This window comes from Vicinamibacteria bacterium (genome assembly GCA_035620555.1).
In the GTDB taxonomy this organism is placed as follows: domain Bacteria; phylum Acidobacteriota; class Vicinamibacteria; order Marinacidobacterales; family SMYC01; genus DASPGQ01.
Window position 1 is genome coordinate 42050 of the sequence record DASPGQ010000218.1, and the last position, 16880, is coordinate 58929.

Annotated in this window: 15 protein-coding genes; 8 read left to right on the forward strand and 7 right to left on the reverse strand. The window is 63.3% G+C overall.

From position 1 onward, the window contains the following. Positions 1-28: 28 nt before the first annotated feature. Positions 29-1393 (reverse strand): hypothetical protein, encoded by a 1365-nt coding sequence (locus tag VEK15_08840; protein ID HXV60787.1) that lies wholly within the window; start codon positions 1391-1393, stop codon positions 29-31. Between the two features lie 329 nt (positions 1394-1722). Here VEK15_08840 and VEK15_08845 point away from each other — a divergent pair, with 329 nt between their 5' ends. Continuing rightward, positions 1723-2334 carry a DUF998 domain-containing protein gene (locus VEK15_08845; protein HXV60788.1) on the forward strand — a complete coding sequence of 204 codons (612 nt, stop codon included), beginning with the start codon at positions 1723-1725 and terminating at the stop codon, positions 2332-2334. 70 nt (positions 2335-2404) lie between these two features. Here the strand turns inward: VEK15_08845 and VEK15_08850 are convergent, their stop codons facing one another. Beyond that, positions 2405-2563, reverse strand: coding sequence for a hypothetical protein (locus tag VEK15_08850; protein HXV60789.1), 159 nt, complete (start codon positions 2561-2563; stop codon positions 2405-2407). 835 nt (positions 2564-3398) lie between these two features. Between VEK15_08850 and VEK15_08855 the strand changes: the two genes are divergently transcribed. Beyond that, positions 3399-4421 carry a trypsin-like peptidase domain-containing protein gene (locus VEK15_08855; GenBank protein HXV60790.1) on the forward strand — a complete coding sequence of 341 codons (1023 nt, stop codon included), beginning with the start codon at positions 3399-3401 and terminating at the stop codon, positions 4419-4421. 126 nt (positions 4422-4547) lie between these two features. Here the strand turns inward: VEK15_08855 and VEK15_08860 are convergent, their stop codons facing one another. The 4 genes from VEK15_08860 to VEK15_08875 all read right to left on the reverse strand — a co-directional run bounded on the left by VEK15_08860 (position 4548) and on the right by VEK15_08875 (position 8577). After that, the gene (locus VEK15_08860) at positions 4548-5630 is read right to left on the reverse strand and encodes a sugar ABC transporter substrate-binding protein (GenBank protein HXV60791.1); all 1083 of its coding nucleotides are present in this window, start codon (positions 5628-5630) and stop codon (positions 4548-4550) included. 300 nt (positions 5631-5930) lie between these two features. Next, entirely contained in the window at positions 5931-6083 is a 153-nt protein-coding gene (locus tag VEK15_08865) for a hypothetical protein (protein ID HXV60792.1), read from the reverse strand. 26 nt (positions 6084-6109) lie between these two features. After that, complete coding sequence (locus VEK15_08870; GenBank protein ID HXV60793.1) at positions 6110-7561, reverse strand: 4-hydroxyphenylacetate 3-hydroxylase N-terminal domain-containing protein; 1452 nt, start codon at positions 7559-7561, stop codon at positions 6110-6112. Then, complete coding sequence (locus VEK15_08875; protein ID HXV60794.1) at positions 7558-8577, reverse strand: amidohydrolase family protein; 1020 nt, start codon at positions 8575-8577, stop codon at positions 7558-7560. The genes VEK15_08870 and VEK15_08875 overlap by 4 nt, the downstream gene beginning before the upstream one ends. 50 nt (positions 8578-8627) lie before the next feature. Between VEK15_08875 and VEK15_08880 the strand changes: the two genes are divergently transcribed. After that, a complete protein-coding gene (locus tag VEK15_08880) occupies positions 8628-9890 on the forward strand; it encodes an MFS transporter (protein HXV60795.1) in 1263 nt (420 codons plus the stop codon). A gap of 29 nt (positions 9891-9919) precedes the next feature. Here VEK15_08880 and VEK15_08885 read toward each other — a convergent pair whose 3' ends face one another. Beyond that, positions 9920-10981: a hypothetical protein gene (locus VEK15_08885; protein HXV60796.1), complete on the reverse strand. Its 1062-nt coding sequence runs from the start codon at positions 10979-10981 to the stop codon at positions 9920-9922. A 132-nt stretch (positions 10982-11113) separates the two neighbouring features. Here VEK15_08885 and VEK15_08890 point away from each other — a divergent pair, with 132 nt between their 5' ends. The 5 genes from VEK15_08890 to VEK15_08910 all read left to right on the forward strand — a co-directional run bounded on the left by VEK15_08890 (position 11114) and on the right by VEK15_08910 (position 16861). Further along, on the forward strand, positions 11114-11926 hold the full coding sequence (locus VEK15_08890) for a DHHA1 domain-containing protein (GenBank protein ID HXV60797.1): 813 nt from the start codon (positions 11114-11116) through the stop codon (positions 11924-11926). 55 nt (positions 11927-11981) lie between these two features. After that, the gene (locus VEK15_08895) at positions 11982-12695 is read left to right on the forward strand and encodes a BON domain-containing protein (protein ID HXV60798.1); all 714 of its coding nucleotides are present in this window, start codon (positions 11982-11984) and stop codon (positions 12693-12695) included. A gap of 318 nt (positions 12696-13013) precedes the next feature. After that, positions 13014-15443, forward strand: a complete 2430-nt coding sequence (locus VEK15_08900) for a protein kinase (protein ID HXV60799.1) — start codon at positions 13014-13016, stop codon at positions 15441-15443. A gap of 36 nt (positions 15444-15479) precedes the next feature. Next, entirely contained in the window at positions 15480-15692 is a 213-nt protein-coding gene (locus VEK15_08905; GenBank protein ID HXV60800.1) for a hypothetical protein, read from the forward strand. A 29-nt stretch (positions 15693-15721) separates the two neighbouring features. Further along, complete coding sequence (locus VEK15_08910; GenBank protein HXV60801.1) at positions 15722-16861, forward strand: SagB/ThcOx family dehydrogenase; 1140 nt, start codon at positions 15722-15724, stop codon at positions 16859-16861. The last annotated feature ends 19 nt before the right edge of the window (positions 16862-16880 follow it).

Sequence of the window (16880 nt, forward strand, 5' to 3'; positions counted from 1 at the left end):
GCTGGGTAACGACCCAGACGTTGAGTCGCTAGCGGCCAGGCACCTCGAAGGTCGCACGGAAGGACTCCTCGCGGCTCAGAATCCGGGGGGCTTGTTCAATGGCGCCGTCTCGCCAACTGTGAGCGCCGCGCCTCACGACGATCTCGACCCGACCCATGAGCACGTGCGTTCCGGGCAGGAGGGAATCTTCCGTGCCAAGTTGTATTCTGCGGCCGGCGGCGGTCCCGGTTCCGTTGCCGTCATGAAAGAGAACGATCTCGGCTTGTGGTCTGTCGGCCTCGAGCATCGCGACCGGTGAGCCGTCCAGAGACACGTCCCGAACGTACACCATGGCAAAGACCGGGATAGTGGGAATCCAGGTGCCGTCGAAGTCGCGAAGAGGACCACCCCGATGTTCTCCACGGAGCTCGAGGATCGCCGGGGGGTGGTACGCCGCGGCGAGCTCCAGGTGGAAGAACGCAGAGGCGTATTGCCGGAAGTCCGCCTCCGACAGCCGCCCTTGGTCATAGGCGACTTGAAGCAACCATCCATAGTGCCCACGCCAGTCGAGGGCGACGTCTGCCTGCCGCTCGAGGCCCCGTTCGATCAGAGACGCGAAGGCTGCGTCCGAGAGGCTCTCGGTCAGCGCGCGGCGCAAGAGCTCCTCCAATGCCGCATAGGAGGCGGCCGAATCGGCGCCGTCGGCGAGGCGGATGAGCTCATCCTCCGGCGTTCTCGCATCGTAGGTCGGTGCCGGCGGGGTCGCTTCCGCGTCGGCGGCCCGAGCTTCGGCGATGACTTCGGAGAGAGCACGGCGACCGGGAGGAGGTATGTCGCCGGCTGAGGCTACCTTGTCCGGGGACGCGGATTGCCAGATCCCAGTCCCGGCCGTCGCGGCTCGGCGTTCCGCTTGGGAGATGCGTGTCAAGAAAACATCCACCTGCTCTTCTCCCACCAGGCGATCTTCGGCTCGAAGAAGAGGCACCATGAGACTGGCCCGACAGTATCCTTTCTCGACGAGCTCGAGATTGAGGTGGGCCCGGTCGCCGATCACCCAGGCGTAGACGAAGGGGGCCGACTCGGACAACAAGGGGTAACTCTCGACGGGCACCACCACCGCGTGGGGATGTTCTTCGAGCCATGTGCGGATGAACTCCTCGATGCCGTCATCGAGCTCGGGCGAAGCGAGAAATGGAATGCCCAGGAAGCCCCTGCCCGCCAGCGAGTAAAGAGTGCCGTCTTCGCTCGTTCCCAACAGGCGCTGCCACTCGATCTGTGAGGCCGGCACCTCGGCCGCCACTCGTTGGGAGCTCGTGCCTCCGGAGCCGCATCGGGAGACGAGACAGAACGCGAGTGCTACGAAGGTAGATCGATTGCTGAGCCGTCTCGAAGGGCCGAGGAGTCTGGAAGGCAAGTCCAGATCAATATATCAGGAGAGCACACCGCCGCGGGCAACCTCCTACCGTCCCGGGACTCATGAGGTGTCCGGGGCTCGATGTCCCGGCGCCGTGTCCCGATCTATCGGAGCGAGAGGGAAGCTCTCGCCCTGAAGGAGCCGGGAAACGAGGGGGCTGCTCTCGATCTCGGAGACGGCTTCGCCTTCCTCCCGGCCATGAGCTCTATTCTTCCCCTCTACAAGTCCCGGCCGGCTCGCGGTCGTACAGGCGGTGGCCTCGCCCGATCCGACTCGGTCTCACTTCGACGCCCAGGACTACATGGAATCCGATGGCTTAGAATCCCGGGATGGACGAGAAGACAAGCTCCAAGGAGCTGGTCTCTTATCTCACGCTGCGAAAGGTCGTGGGAGTCCTGGGAGTTCTGCTGCCGCTCCTCTGCCTCGGCTTCGGGCTGTACCACAGCCTCGAGGATTCGATCAGCGACTACTACGGAACGAGCGTCCGGGACCTTTTCGTCGGCATCCTGTTCGCCATCGCTTGGTTCATGTTCACCTACAAAGGCTACGAGCGGAAGGACGACCTCGCTGGAGATCTCGCCTGTTTCTTCGCTCTGGGGGTGGCGCTCTTTCCCACCACCAGCGCGAGGCTCTGGATTCGCACCGTTCACTTCGTCTGCGCCGCCGCCCTGCTGCTCGTCCTCTCGTACTTCTCGCTGAGGCTCTTCACCAAGACCGGAGGCTCGCCGACCCCCCAGAAGCTGCAGCGCAACAAGGTCTACCGTGTTTGCGGGTGGATCATGCTCGCCTGCATCGGGTCGATCCTATTTTACTACCTGTTTCTCGAGGAATCGGCCCTGGCCGCGCTCAAGCCGGTTTTCTGGCTGGAGTCGTTCGCCCTCTGGGCCTTCGGAGTCTCCTGGACCATCAAGGGAGAAATGCTGCTCCAGGACAAGCCGTGACCGCTGGATTCGAAGAGGTGTATCGCGCCGCGATGGAAGGCGCCGACGATCAGATGGTAGTTGACGTCGATCATCCGGCCGATGAGCCGTTCCAGAAGCCTGTCGGCTGCGAGCTCGTCGTACGGCGAAGCCAGTGCTCCTCCCTCGGCTTCCGCGCCAGAGTCTCGAGAGACTTCAGATCTTCGAGAATCAGCGTGAGCTTGCGCGTCACCAGTTCCCGGTCGATCACGACTGGCTTGGCCCTCTGAATCTCTCAACTCCTCTGGGGCAGCCAGAGGCCTATCCTCCCCTCTACCGACCCAGGAACCCGCGCGCGACCCTTTTTCCACAGGCCTCTTACAGGTCGCTCGTTCAGAGTTCCTATTCCTCCTCAGGAGCCGCGAGACCATGATGCTCACTTGTGTGTCGGGCGGCACGCCCATGCGGCGGAAGGCATCCACCCGCTCGAGTTCGTCGCCTCGTCCGAGCTCTTCCGAACCATGACACGCTCGTCGTCAACCACAACCTGAGAAACGACCCGGCCAATCATGAGGTCCGGCCGGTTCTCTAAGCGGCGATTGTTCAAGCCTGGGGTTCAAACAGCCAGCGACGAAACATTTTGGGTGCAGTCGCCATTAGAGGATGAAGGCGGTATGACTCACAACGGCGGGGAGAACCAACCTCTGACGATTGCCGCGCTCCTGAGAATCCTTGGCGGCCGCAAGCATGATGCGACGAGCTGGGTCTGCGAGCGCTGCGGGAGGCGTCTCTCGCGGTCGATGCTTTCTTGCCGGTGCGGTGGGAGAAGGCCACGAGCGCCATCCATCGCGGCGATTGATCTGTGGAAGGTCGCGACTCTGGTTCTGCTTGGGATCGTCTTTTGCGTGGTGGTGTGGACCCTTGTGCGGCCCGGTATACCGCGCGAGCCCCGATTCGAGACCCCCACCGCATCCGCAATAGTTCCCCCTGCAAATCTTATCGGGAGCGAGGAGACTCCCGCCTCGGCGAACGATCCACCTTCCGGTTTGATGGAAGAAGCCGTGGAACAACGAGGCGATCGCTCCCTTGATGCCGCCGCAAATGACGTGGCCGGGAACGCCGAAAGGGCTGAGAAGCAATCACGCGAGGAGGTCCTGGCCGATGCCATGAAGGCGGTCGTCTCCGTCAGGGCCGGGCTGTTCACCGGAAGCGGTTTTTTCATCACGCCTTCGATCGTCGTGACGAATTACCACGTCACCGGAGGCACACGGCTCGTCGAAATCGGAGGCAGGAATGAGCCACGGTCGGCGCGTCTCCTCAAGTCCGCTCCGAATCATGACCTCGTTCTGCTCGAGCTCTATGAACCCGACCCAGGTCAGTCCGTCCTCGAGCTTGGCTCCGTCGAAGATGTCGTCATCGGGCAGGAGGTCGTCACCATCGGCTCGGCCTTCGGCCTGCGAGAAACAGTGACGCGAGGTATCGTGAGCGCTATCCGCACCGCCAAGGGTGTCACCTTCTTGCAGACCGACGCCGCCATCAACCCCGGAAACAGTGGGGGACCACTCTTGGGTCTGGACGGCAAGGTGGTTGGGATCAATACCGCAAAGCTCCAGGAGGCCGAGTCACTCGGACTGGCCATCGCCGCCGACCACGCTGCCGCGCTGTTCGAGGGGCGCTCGCTGGAACCGCTATCGGTCGCGGCCGCGACCGAGGATGAAACGCTCGCAATGTTCTTGGAGACGCCTCGACCCGAGCCTCAGATCCCAGCGGCCAGCGACGGGCGTGCCTCGGTGGCACGGTCGGCCGCTCGGAATCTGCAAGAAGCGCTGAAACCGCTTTCGGCGCAAGCGGACCAGATCGACCGCGAGTACGAAGCTATCAAATGGCAATGCCTGGTGAACATCGACGTCTATTACAAAGCGGCCCGGCCAACGGTCGCTCTCTTATTGTCGGACTTTGACGCCAGTTCGACCCCTACGGCCGACTGTGCCCGTCGCGTCGGAGCTCTTCAGCAGCTCGCGTCTTACGTCGGTAATCAAGTCCTGACCCTGAGCGCCGTGGCGGAACGGCAAGGCGTGAGGCCGAACGCGATCCGCTCCATCCGCCGCATTTATCGGCTCGACTGGTAGCCGAGTCTCGTCAAATCGTCGAGTGACGCTTGGAACCCTCGGCGATGTTCGTAGGCACCGAGATCATCGCTCGACGAAGCTGCGATAGTCGTCGGATACGTGCATCCCTCACGTTGATGCTCGTGACTAATAGTTGGGCTCGAAGAGACTCACGTTCTCGCGCGTTAGCAAGATGGAACCGGGGCCCTCGGTGACTCGGGGAAGCTCGGCTTCATTGACAAATCCATCGAGGGGCTCGCCTTCCAGCGCCGCAACGACAGCAACGGCGCTGTAGTAGCCTTCTTCCCAGGGCAACAGAACGGTGGTCTCGAAATAGATCCCCTGCGCTACCTTTGCCACACCCTGTCTCGTCGCGCCCATGGAATAGATTCGAACGTCCCGGCCCGGTAGCTTGTGCGCCGATCGAATCGCCTGCTCCACGCCGCGGCTCATCTCGTCCCAGGCCGAAAGCACCACGTTGATCTCGGGGTTGTTACGAAGCCCCTGTCTCACCTTTTCTCGAGCCACACGCCAGTCGAAGTTCCCGGGCTCGTCGACGAGGAGGTGCACGTCGGGGTACAGCGTCGAAGCGCGCTCGATCGCGTTCCGCCAGACCTGGAACAGACCCGAGCCGTCGAAGCCTCCGACGGCGGCAACGTAACAGGGCCTTTCACAGGTACGGAATGCGAACTCGACGTCGGCGTCGTAGTAAGCCTGGCTCTGCATGAGCACGGTCGCCGCCAGACCTGGTGTGTGGTCCGGATCGTTGCACATGGGCAGGTCCACGGAAACGACCGGCTTTCCGGTCGGGACCAGGTGGTCGGTCCACATCGCGCATCCGGGATCGGCGGCGGTAGGCGCGAACACATATCCATCGAACTCCTGTGCCACCGATTCCTCGACTTGGGGCCGTTGCGCTTCGGGATTGAAGTTCGCGAAGTAGATTTCGAACTCGAACCCGTACTTCTTTGCGGCCGCCCTCAGACCCTCGAGCCTCGCCTGGCAGTACCGGTCGCGCAGACCGCCCGGAGGAGGGCATTCCGCGAGGACGGCGATGCGGTATTCCTTCTTCGTTGCGACGTTTCGAGCGTCGAAAGCAAGAATCTTGCGCACCGGCTCCGAGACCGTCTCCTCTGTCTGGGAACGGGCAAGAGGCGCGAATGCGAGGAGAGCAAAAAGCGCCGCGCACGCGTATCCTCCAGGACTCCCGTGCCCGATTCGGCTTGCCATCGATCGCTCTCGACTATAGCTCAAACGCTTCCGGTTGGGACCGAGGCAGATCGTAAAATCGAATGGTTTTCTCTCCCTCGCTTTCGTGATAGCGGCGTGCCGCACCGTTCGGCCGAGGCGTTTTGTCTCTGGGCCGCAAAAAGGAACTCGACGAGCGCGCTCGCACTCAACCGCGCGGCGGAAATCTTCGGGAACGAAGCCAGCGCACCTCGACGACATCGCGGTGACGGCCGAAGATGCTTCCCACCTCCGGCGGGCCGCCCAGCTCCGGCGTGACGCCATCGATGCGATCAAGCTCATCTAGCGCGCTTGGCGATAATCCGCGATCTTCACTCCGGGAACGCGGCGGAAGTGACGGTGGTTGCGGGCAGCAAGCGCCATGTCGTGGGCGACCGTCGCCCCGATCCATAGGTTCGTTCCGATGAGGAGCTTGCTCCTGCAGGTAGCGATCACTCTGGCCGTAACGCCCGACCTGAGCCTCAGTCGGACGGCTCGTCGGCCCAGCCGAGCAGCCGGCGCACCATCTCGACCGCCGACGTCTTGTCGTAGAGCCGGTAGAGACCAGCGGTAATCGCCTTCGGGTCTCCCGCGTGGAGACGCTCATAGAGCTGCTGACGTCCGCCATAGGAATCGCCGGTCAGCTCCCAGGCGAGCTTTGAGAGCTGTACCCGTTTGTCGGCTGGAACGCCGCGGCCCCGGAAGTACCGATCGATGTAGCCCCGGATATCTGGCGTTTCGAGATCTTCCGCCGTGGGCAGGAAGACCAGGGAGCTCGTTCCGACGTGCTCCAGAATCGCGACCAGACGCTCGGAGATGATCGGCAGAAAGCAACGGACGTGCGCCAGAGGCGCCGGGCTCACGAGGCCGCCCGGAGTGGGCAGGCAGTCGACCTCCGCGGCCCGGAGCGCCGAGCGGACCATCTCGGTGTGAGCAATGAGCTCGCCGATCTCGATCTGGATGTCCTGCCGCTCGCTCATACCGCTCGTTTCCGCGAGCAGATGAACGGTGCCGATCATCAGGTCGAGTCGGCCGAGGAGCTGGGTGAGGCTCGTGTAAGACGCCCAGGCCATGACGCGACGGCGGAACAAGCGCTCCGCCGCCGCGGGCTCGCGGGCAAGAAACACGCGCTCCCAGGGGACGAGAACGCCGTCGAAAACCACCAGCGCGTCTTGCTCGTCGAAACGCACCGAGACGGGGTGATCGAACCGGTTACGTCCCTCGGCAAAGGATTCCCGGCAGAGGACCTTGAGGCCCTCCCACGCAATCGGAATGGCGAACCAGATCGCATGATCCGCCTCACGCTCGTTCAGCGGATAGCTCGGGGCCACCAGGATCTCGTTGCTGAACGGGGCGAGCGTGGCAAAGCGGGCTCCCCGGACCACCAGCCCGCCGTCCCGCTCCTCGACGATCCGCAGACACCGATCGGGATCCTGCTCGGGGCGGAGCGACTTGTCCATCGTCGGATCGTGAAGCCCGTGGGAAAGACAGAGATCCTGGTCCCGCGCGTACGAGTGGTAGCTCGTTACGTTCGCGGCGAGATCGGGGTTCAACGAAGCCAGCTCTTCGCGGACGTCGTAGAAGCCAACCAACATGCTGGCGCAGAAATCCGAGTATCGCCCCATCATGCCGAAGCTCTCCCGAACCCAGATCTCTGAGTTACGCCGGCGCCGGAGCAGGTCGTCGCGCGTACGGGGCAGCAAGTAGGAACAGGAGAAACGCCGACCTTCCGATTCGAAGGTCATGACGTCAGCGGTCTTCGGGGCCGATTGCAAATCGTAGATGCGGGCGATGGATCGGGCCATCTCGCCGAGAGCGGGATGTCGCGTCACGTCCCGGACGCGCTTGCCTCGATACCAGACCTCCCGTCCGTCCCGGAGGCTCTCCAGGTACCTCGTTCCGGTGACGGCACCCTCGGGCGCGATGCTGCTCACGCGGCTCGCCGCGAACGATCGAGCGGAAAGATCGCTCGCGCGTTTTCTTCGTAGATTCTTCGGCGGTCGCCGTCGCTCAAGAAGTCCATCGCATCGATGTGTGGCTTGATGTCGTCGAGCCAGCGTCCGGTCTCGGGATCTTTCGAGGTGCCGATTCCGGGCCGCTCGGTGCCAAAGAGGCAGCGCTCCGGCCCGACGGTCTTGACCAGGAGCTCGAGGGCCTCCTTCGAGTACAAACAGGTGTCGAAATAGAGCTTCCTCAACTGTTCGTCGAACGGGGGCAGCTTTCTCCGGATCCACATCGAGCGGTAACGTCCGATCTGGTAAGGGATGGCGCCACCGCCGTGGGCGATGACGAGCTTCAGCGCGGGAAAATCGTCGAACACCCTCGCGCTCAGGAGCGAGACGACGGCGATGTTCTCCTCGTTCAGGAAGTGAAGCGAGTAGGGCTCTCGCTCGGAGCGGCAGCCCGCGGAGTGAACCAGTGCAGGCACGTCGAGCTCGACCAGCTTCTCATACAAGGGATACCAATACTCTTCTCCGAGCCCCGGGGGCGCCGGCGCCAGTCCTTCGTTGGGGTCGGGATTGATGAGACAGCCGACGAAGCCCATTTCGCCGACGCACCGCTCGAGCTCTTCGAGTGAGTTCTCCGGGCTGACCCCCATGTTCTGGGGAAGTCCGCACACGCCGCGAAAGGTCTCGGGAAACAGCTCGCATTGCCGGGCGATGACGTTGTTGGTCTCCTCGACGAACCATCGCACGAGCTTCTCGGGCTTCTCGCTGTGCATCAACGTGTAAGGCCGGGGTGAAAGGAGCTGCATGTCGGTACCCACCTCCTCGAGCTGCCCGAGGTGGGATCGGCCACCGAACACAGGCGTTTCGACGGCTCGCCTCAGCTCTTCGTCGGAAGCACTGACCTTTCCCCGACCGTGAGCTCCGCGGTGGGCGAGAATCCCCGCCTTGTATGCGTAGAGCTCCTCGGGCGCGCTCACGTGCGCGTGGACATCGATTACCATGGAGCCTCCTCTCGAGCGGCGGTTGCCTGCAATCGGGCGAGGAGCATACCGTGTCCATCGTGATTTCGCGAAAAGACGAAGGCCGGCCACCCGATTACGGTTGGTGGATCGTCGCGGTGGCGTTTCTCGCCATCGTGTTCGCCTTCGGTGTTCCGACCGTCATCCTTCCCGTTCTCTACTCCTCGATCATCGACGAGTTCGGTTGGACCCGCACGCAAGTCACGCTCGTGGCCACGATGAAAGTCGGCGCCGGCGCCGCCTGGGGCATCGTTCTGGGCTTCCTGATCGACCGGGTCAGCATCCGAACGATCGTGGTGTCGTCTTCGGTGATCACCGGCGGCGCGATGATCGCTTTTCTCGGCATACGCACTCTATGGCTGTTCTATGCCATCGGCCTCGTTCTGGGTCTCGGATCGCTCGGCGTCATGATCTCGATGAAAGTGCTCGTCTCGCGCTGGTTCGAGAGGCGACAAGGGGTCGCGGTCGGCATCGCGCTACTCGGCACCAGCGTCGCCGGAAGCTTCGCGCCGGTGCTCGCCAGTCGGCTCATCGATCTCGCGGGGTGGAGATTTTCGATGGCGCTTCTCAGCCTCGGAATCTGGCTCGTCGCCCTGCCCGTCTTCGTCTGGAAGGCCAAGGACGCTCCCGTGAGCGCCGCAGCGACCGATACGACTCCATTTCGCCTGATTCTGCTGGGACCAACTTTCTGGTGGGTGGCGCTAGCCGTCGTGCTCATCGGTTTCGTGGATCAGGCGATGACCCAACACACGGTTCTCTATCTCGAACGTGACCTCGGATTGAGGCGTTCGGCCGCGTCGAGCGCGCTGAGCTTCGTGTTCTTCACCAGCATTGCCGGGAAGCTGGGCTTCGGATGGATCTACGACCGATGGTCCTTGAGAGGCGTTTCCGCGTGCTACTTCCTCATGGCGCTTTCCGTGGTGTTCATGTTCTCCATCCAGAGCGCCGTTTCGCTCCTCGTCTTCGCCGCGGTCCGCGGTCTCGCCCACGGCGGGGCGATCGTGGACATTCCGGTTCTGAGCAGGCATTGCTTCGGGCCAAGAGTTCTGGGGCGGACCATCGGCATCTTGACGGCGTTCGTGACCATTGGTTTCGCTACCGGTCCTCCGATCATGGGATATCTCTACGATGTTCACGGTAGCTACCGGATCGCCTTCTTCGTTCTCGTAGCTGCATCGATTGCCGCCGGCCTGTCACTGTTCGCGGCCCGGGCGACGTACCGAGACGAGCGATTACGCCTTTCCGCCGACACCGTCGAAGGACGGCTCACGGAAGCCGCGAGCGAGAAGGCCTAGTCAGGCTGATGAAAACCTCTTGGAATCGTTCAGCGGGACCCGATGCGGACGTTCGAGAAGATGGCCTGCTCGAGTGTCTCCTGACGCTCGCACTGACCGAGCTCGATCCAGTGCGTCTTCGGGTGATAGATGGGATCGTAATTTCGCGTCAGAATCTCGAACCCGTCGAGAAATACCTTTACGTGCTGCGAGTTGATTCCGGGAAAGCTTCCCCATTCGATGCGCCATTCGTAGACGAGCTCGGGCTCGAAGTCGTAGAAGCTAATGCCGGTGTTGTGCTCCTGCCCCCGCGAAATCCACCGAAGGCGGACGTCGTCGAACTTGGCCGTGCTCTCGTCGAGCTTCTGCAGATGCATCCTGAAGGGGTTCGTCGTGTACTCACCTTTCGTCGGGTCCCACATGCTGATGAGCATTCGCTTTCCCGGGGCGGGGTTCGGCGTCGACAGGTTGGTGGACGTGAACTCGATGCGACCCTCGCTCAGCGTTGGCACTTGGTAGCGAAGGCAGTCGGCGTGATGTTGCGGCTGCCAGCCGCCGCTTACGAACTGCCCCCCCATCACTTCGCCGACCGAGTAGCCGTTCGTCAGGGGATCGAACACGACGATATCGCCCGTCGGCCGGTCGGAGGAGAAAGCCTCGCGGATGCGGAACTCCCAGGTTTCCGAGGACGGACCCGCGCCACCGCCGGACACCGCCGTCGCGCGCCAGTAATACTTGGTTTCCGCCTCGAGCGGCTCGATGACCCGCCATTTGGTAATGCCACCGAGCCCTTCGGTTACCCCCGATTCGGTCACCGCCATTTCCTGGAATGCGGAATCGAGTGCGAGCTCGAAAATGTAGGTTCTCGGCCCGGAGCCCCCCTGCGCGTTACCGATCTCGAGCTCGGGCTGGAGCTCTTTGACCGCCTCGCCCATGGCGGGGGCCCGAAGCGTCGGAGCGGTGAGTGTGAGATCCGTTTGCGCGTGCGGAGAGCTCGGGTTCGCGCTACGGGGTCCGCTGGGAGCGCTTGGCCCACTAGGGGAGTCATCGCCGCAACCTAGAGCGATTCCGAGAAAACCGACACCGAGAAAACCAAAAAGGACACGCGTCATCAGAGGTGATTTCCTTTCCTGTCCATCGTTGTGCAGCCGCCCGCCCGGCCGGCGAAGACGGCATCAGTGGCGCGCAAAGGGGGCATATTAGCAACGGATGGAATCGATCACAAGTGAGGTAGGATTTCCCCCATGGACAGCACCGTCCTCTATCATTCGCACTGTGCCGACGGCTTCGGCGCGGCCTGGGCGGCATGGAAAAAGCTCGGCTCCTCGGCGGTCTATATCCCCGTCAAGCATGGAACCGACCCGCCCGAGATCCCCGACGAACACACGGTCTACATCCTGGATTTCTCCTACCCCCGCGCGGTCACGACGGCGATGCACTCGCGTTTTCGCGAGCTGGTGGTGATCGACCATCATCGGACCGCGGAAGTGGAGCTCGCTGGCCTAGATTGTGCTCTCTTCGACAACGAGAAGAGCGCCGCCGTGCTCGCCTGGGAGTATTTTCACCCCCAAAAAACGGTTCCCGAACTGCTCCGCTACGTCATGGACCGCGACCTCTGGCGCTACGAGCTGCCGCGAAGCCGCGAAGTGTTCGCCGGGCTGAGCTCCTATCCCATGGATTTCGAGATCTGGAGCTCGCTCGACATCGAGACCCTCGCTCAGGACGGGGTCGCAATCCTGCGCTATCAGAAAGAGTTGGTGAAGCTCCTCTGCGACGAGTTTCGCTGGGAGGACCTCGCGGGAAATCGCGTTCCCGTGGTCAACGCCACGATCCTGGGCTCCGACGTCGGCGAGGAACTGCTCGCGCGCCACCGCGACGCGCCGTTCGTGGTCATCTATTTCGACCGTGGGGACGGCAAGCGGCAGTGGTCCCTCCGCTCGCGGAAGGACTTCGACGTGTCGGAGCTCGCCCGGCGATTTCGAAACGGTGGGCATCGACAGGCCGCGGGTTTCGAGTCGGAGCTTCCCGCCGACTTCATGCCTCGCCCCAAGCGCTGAAGGCGCTCCGGGCCGCGGCGCGAGAATGCGCTAGAATCGGCCACGGGGAGGAATCATGCGAACGTTCGCCATCCTGGGAATCGTACTCGCTCTCAGTAGCGGCGCGACGGCGTCTCAAAGCGATGAGCAGGTTCGCGCGACGATCGAGAAGGCCCTCGAAGACGCGGAAATCAAGGGCCTCGCGGTCTCGGTCCAGGGCAAGACCGTGAGCCTGAAGGGCCGGGTGCGAAACGTATTCGACAAGGAACAGGCGCTCGAGCTGGCGCTTGCCGAGGCGTCGATTGAAGAAGTCGATGCCGATATCGAAGTTTCCCAAGCGGAGAGCGATCGCGAGCTCGGCGAGCAGGTCGTGAAGGAGCTTCGAAAGTACAGCCGTTTCACCGTTTTCGACGATGCCAGCGCATATGTCGAGGGCGGCAGAGTGGTGCTTTTCGGTTGGGTGACCGAGCCCTTCAAAAAGGAAGAGCTCCAGAAGAGGCTTCGTGACGTCATCGGCATCCAGGAGTTTTCCAACGACATCGAAGTGCTGCCCACGTCACAGTCGGACGAACGCTTGCGGCAAGCGCTCTGGAATCGGCTCTATCGGGATCCGACGTTCTCGGACTTCGCCTCCATGACCATCCCCCCCATTCACATCATCGTTTCGCGAAGCCGCGTCATCCTCACCGGGGTGGTCAACAACCAGCTCATGAAGCAAAAGGCCGAGTCGATCATCCGCCAGACACCCGGAGTGCTCTCCGTCGAGAGCAGGCTACGGATTGGAAGCTGACCGCTGCTGGCGGCGGCCGTAGGCGACGAGACGTAGACCACGACATTGACGACGACGAGGAGGACGCCGAGAACGACCTGAACCGCACGATCGAGACCAGGATGTCGGAATCGCTTCGACGATGTCTGGACGAGATGATGATCGGCGGAACCGACTACGTCCCGGTCGTCGCCAGCACCACCAACGACTGAGAGCGGAGGGACGGCTCTCGAATCGGAGCAACCGGCCTCGCGGAATTTTCCTTTGATGTCCATCAACGAGCGTGATAGTTTCCAATCCGAAAGCCCGGCGAGTGACCGAGGAGACGGTTCCGGAACGGTGAACGAAACTCAACGAGATCTCGCGCCCGGCACGACCCTCGGCCACTTCGAGATTCTCGATCTCCTCGGCGCCGGGGGAATGGGCACGGTTTACAGAGCGAGAGATTCCGCTCTCCAGCGCGTCGTCGCCCTCAAGATTCTTCCCGCCGAGCTCTTCGAAGACGAGGCTGCAAGGGCCCGCTTCCTCCGTGAAGCTCACCTCGCCTCGCAGCTGACGCATCCGAACATCGCCACCATCCACGAGATGGCCGAGGAGGGCGGCGTTCTCTTCATCGCCATGGAGCTCGTTCCCGGTCGCAACCTGAAGCAGGCGCTGCGGGCGGGATCCTTGCCGATGAGCACGGTGCTCTCGATCGGAGTGCAGGTCTGTGAGGCCCTGGGCGCCGCGCACAAACTCGGGATCGTCCATCGCGACATCAAGTCGTCCAACATCATGATGACACCGGACGGACTCGTCAAAGTGCTGGACTTCGGGCTCGCCAAGGCCCTGTCCGAGCCAAACGCGCTCGCGGCGGAAGCAGACGCCACTCCGCTGCGAAGCCCCCGTCCGGCCCGGGTTCGCGACTCCGCCGACCCTTCGGGCATGACTCTCAAGGGCACGGCTCTCGGCACACCCCCCTACATGTCGCCCGAACAGGCTTCGGGTCACATGGTTGACGGGAGGTCCGACATCTTCTCCCTGGGAGTCGTGCTGTACGAAGCGGCGTCGGGGGAGCTTCCCTTCCGGGGAGGCAGCGACCCGGAAGTGCTCGAGGCGGTGAAGCACGCGACCCCTCCCGTGCCCCGCCGCGCGGACGGGCCGATCCTGGACGGATTCCTCCAGGTGCTGAACCGATGTCTCGCGAAGAAACCCGAGGAGCGATACGCCTCGGCCGGCGAGGCGCGAGAGGCCCTCGAACGGGTGGTCTCGCGGTTCAGCCAAAAGGCCGGGCCTGGATCCCGGACCCGGGTCTGGCTCGCCTCGGCGATCGCAGTCGTATTCGCTCTCTCCGCCGTCGGTTACCGTTTCTGGGGGCAGCCCGGGACCGTCGCCTACCCGCACCTTCGAACGATCGGAGTGCTTCCCTTCGAGAACGTCTCAGGAAACGCGGAGGAGAACTACCTCGCGTCCGCGGTGCCGCTCGAGCTGACGTCCCGTCTGGGACAAGTTCCAACGCTGAAGGTCGTTCCCTGGACGTTCATGCGCCGCTACCGGGAGAAGTCGACGTCTCTCGGCCAGATCCGGCAGGAGAGCGGGGCGGACGCGGTCCTCGAGGGTGCGGTGGCCTTGGTTCCTTCGGAATCGGGTGGCCGAAGGAGCGTGGTGCGCATCCAGACGCAGCTCTTCGACACGGAGACCGGCCTCCTCCTGTGGTCGGACTCGATCGAGAGGGAGCTCGGCGGCTTCCTGCGCGTGCGCGGAGAGATCGCGCAGCAGATCGCCGCCCTTCTTCGAGTGCAGCTCGCCCAGGGCGAGACGCTTCAGATCGCGAGCTCCCGAGTTGTGGAATCCGAAGCGATGGCCTCTTACCTCCGGGGCCGCCAAGAGCTTTCGGATCGCACGGAGGCGAGCCTCAACCGAGCCGTAGAGCATTTTCAGGCCGCGGTCCAGAAGGACTCCGAGTTCGCCGAAGCCTACGTCGGGATGGCCGATGCGTACAGCCTGCTCAGCGCGTATTGGGGCGTGGTGAGCGCGGACCGCGCGTACGCGCTGGCAGTCGACGCGACCGGACGAGCGCTCGCTATCGACGCCACCTTGGGCGACGCCTGGGCCGCGCAGGCCTTCGCGCATTATGCGCTGGTTTGGGATTGGTCGAAGGCGCTCCAGGAATTCCAGCAGGCCCTTTCGCTCGCTCCGCACTCCGCGGATGTGCACCACTGGTACGCGGACTACCTGACGGCCATTGGGCACCATGAAGAAGCGCTCGTTCACAGCCGGCTCGCCGAGTCCCGCTCGCCGCTCTCACCTGTTTACGGCCGTCGAGTGGCGTGGACGCTGTATTCGGCTCGCCGCTTCGACGAGGCCGTCGACCAGCTGAAAAAGACTTTGCGCGCGGACCCGGACTTCGTTCCGGCGAAGACCCTCCTCGCCCGGGCGCTCGTCCAGGTCGGCCGTTACGAGGAGGCTGTCGCCGAGCTCCGGGCGGTGGGGGACTCCTATTCGGCGATGCTGGCCCAGGTCCACGCGACCGCTGGCAAGAAAGAGGAAGCCAGAGCCGTGCTCGAGAAACTCCTGGCGGGAGAGACTTTGGACCCTCGTCTTCCCTTCGAGGTGGGGCTCGTCTACGCCGCGCTCGGGGAAATGGAACAGGCGATGGAGTGGCTCGAGAAAGGCTTCCAGGTCCACGACCCGAACATGGTGAGCGTGAAGACGAATCCGCTTCTCGACCCCTTGAGGGGCGACGAAAGGTTCGAGGACCTCATGCGAAGACTGGACTTTCCCCCCTGATTCCGTGAACGTCCATGCCAGGCAAGGAGGAGGGACATGGCAAAGAAAAAGGCAAAGACGAGGGCCGCGAAGAAGAAGAGCAGTAAACCGGTAGAGACGACTCTCGACATCAAGGAGCTGCTGCAGGAGATTTCTGACGCCCAACGGGAGCTGAGTCGTATCCAGGAGAAAATGGCTGGGCTCCGTCCCCTCTGTCTGCGAGTGCGCGTGCTCAAACTCGAGGATGGAAAGAAGGGCAAGCACAAATAGGAACTCCGACGCATCGCATCCGAGGACGAATGGCCGGGGGAAGGGTACTCTACCGGCGGTCGCCGAACCTCGTCGGGCACTGGATCGCACGGCGGCTCGTCCTTCGAAACTACGCGACAGGGGTGGTCTCCGCCGCGTCGCCTTCCGTCATTCGGGTTCTCGACTTCTTCAGCGATTGGCGGACACCCGAGGCGCTGATCGAGGAGATGGGGGTCATCGATCGCGCCCCCGTGAAGCGCCTGCTGACGAGCCTTGTTCGAAAATCACTCCTGCTGCGGTCCGATCGGAAGCGGACTGCGGCTGAGGAAGGCATGGACGGATGGGCCGAGTGGAACCCGTCCGTCGGATTCCTGCATTCCGTGAGCCGAGACCTGGATTTCGAGTCGGGAGAGGCGAGCGCGGCTTCCTTCCTCCGGCAGCGCATCGACACGCGCGAGCTTCCCGACCCGGTGAAAGGCTTTGTCGGATCGGGACACGTCAAGCTCCCGTCTCCCCGCCGCAGCGGAGTCTTCCCCCGCGTCCTTCTCCACCGCCGGACGTGGAGGAAGTTTGGCGCGACGTCCCTCGACGCATCCGCTCTCGGAACGCTTCTCGAGCTCACCTTCGGCGTCCAGGCGTGGATGGACCTGGGAGCGCTCGGCCGCGCTCCGTTGAAGACGTCGCCCTCGGGAGGAGCGCGCCACCCGATCGAGGCGTATGTGCTCGTTCGACGCGTATCGGGGGTGCCGCCCGGGCTCTATTACTACGATCCCCAGGGGCACGGCCTCGAGAGGTTGATCCTCGGTGGCGCGTCTCGAATACGGCGCTACCTGCCGGGGCAGCCGTGGTACCGCGAGGCCTCCGCACTCGTCCTCATGACCGCGGTGTTCGCTCGAACACAGTGGCTCTATCCGAACCCGCGATCGTATCGAGCCGTTCTGCTGGAGGCCGGACACCTTTGTCAGACGTTCTGCCTCGTCGCCACCTGGCTCGGGCTCGCTCCCTTCGAGACTTCCGCCCTCGCCGATTCGCTCATCGAGAAGGACCTCGGGATCGACGGAGTTCGCGAATCGGTGCTCTACGCCGCCGGGGTCGGACCGAAGCCCGAAGGAATCTCCTGGGCACCGTCCATCGACGGAGAACCGCCCCCGCGATGGATACGCCACAGCCGTGGGCCGAGGAGCCTTTGATATGCCCGCGCGCTCCGAG

Coding starts and splice junctions, on each gene's coding strand:
- VEK15_08845 (HXV60788.1), top strand. CDS start 1,723: ATGGACGAGAAGACAAGCTCCAAGGAGCTGGTCTCTTATCTCACGCTG.
- VEK15_08860 (HXV60791.1), bottom strand. CDS start 5,630: ATGGCAAGCCGAATCGGGCACGGGAGTCCTGGAGGATACGCGTGCGCG.
- VEK15_08875 (HXV60794.1), bottom strand. CDS start 8,577: ATGGTAATCGATGTCCACGCGCACGTGAGCGCGCCCGAGGAGCTCTAC.
- VEK15_08885 (HXV60796.1), bottom strand. CDS start 10,981: ATGACGCGTGTCCTTTTTGGTTTTCTCGGTGTCGGTTTTCTCGGAATC.
- VEK15_08890 (HXV60797.1), top strand. CDS start 11,114: ATGGACAGCACCGTCCTCTATCATTCGCACTGTGCCGACGGCTTCGGC.
- VEK15_08895 (HXV60798.1), top strand. CDS start 11,982: ATGCGAACGTTCGCCATCCTGGGAATCGTACTCGCTCTCAGTAGCGGC.
- VEK15_08905 (HXV60800.1), top strand. CDS start 15,480: ATGGCAAAGAAAAAGGCAAAGACGAGGGCCGCGAAGAAGAAGAGCAGT.
- VEK15_08910 (HXV60801.1), top strand. CDS start 15,722: ATGGCCGGGGGAAGGGTACTCTACCGGCGGTCGCCGAACCTCGTCGGG.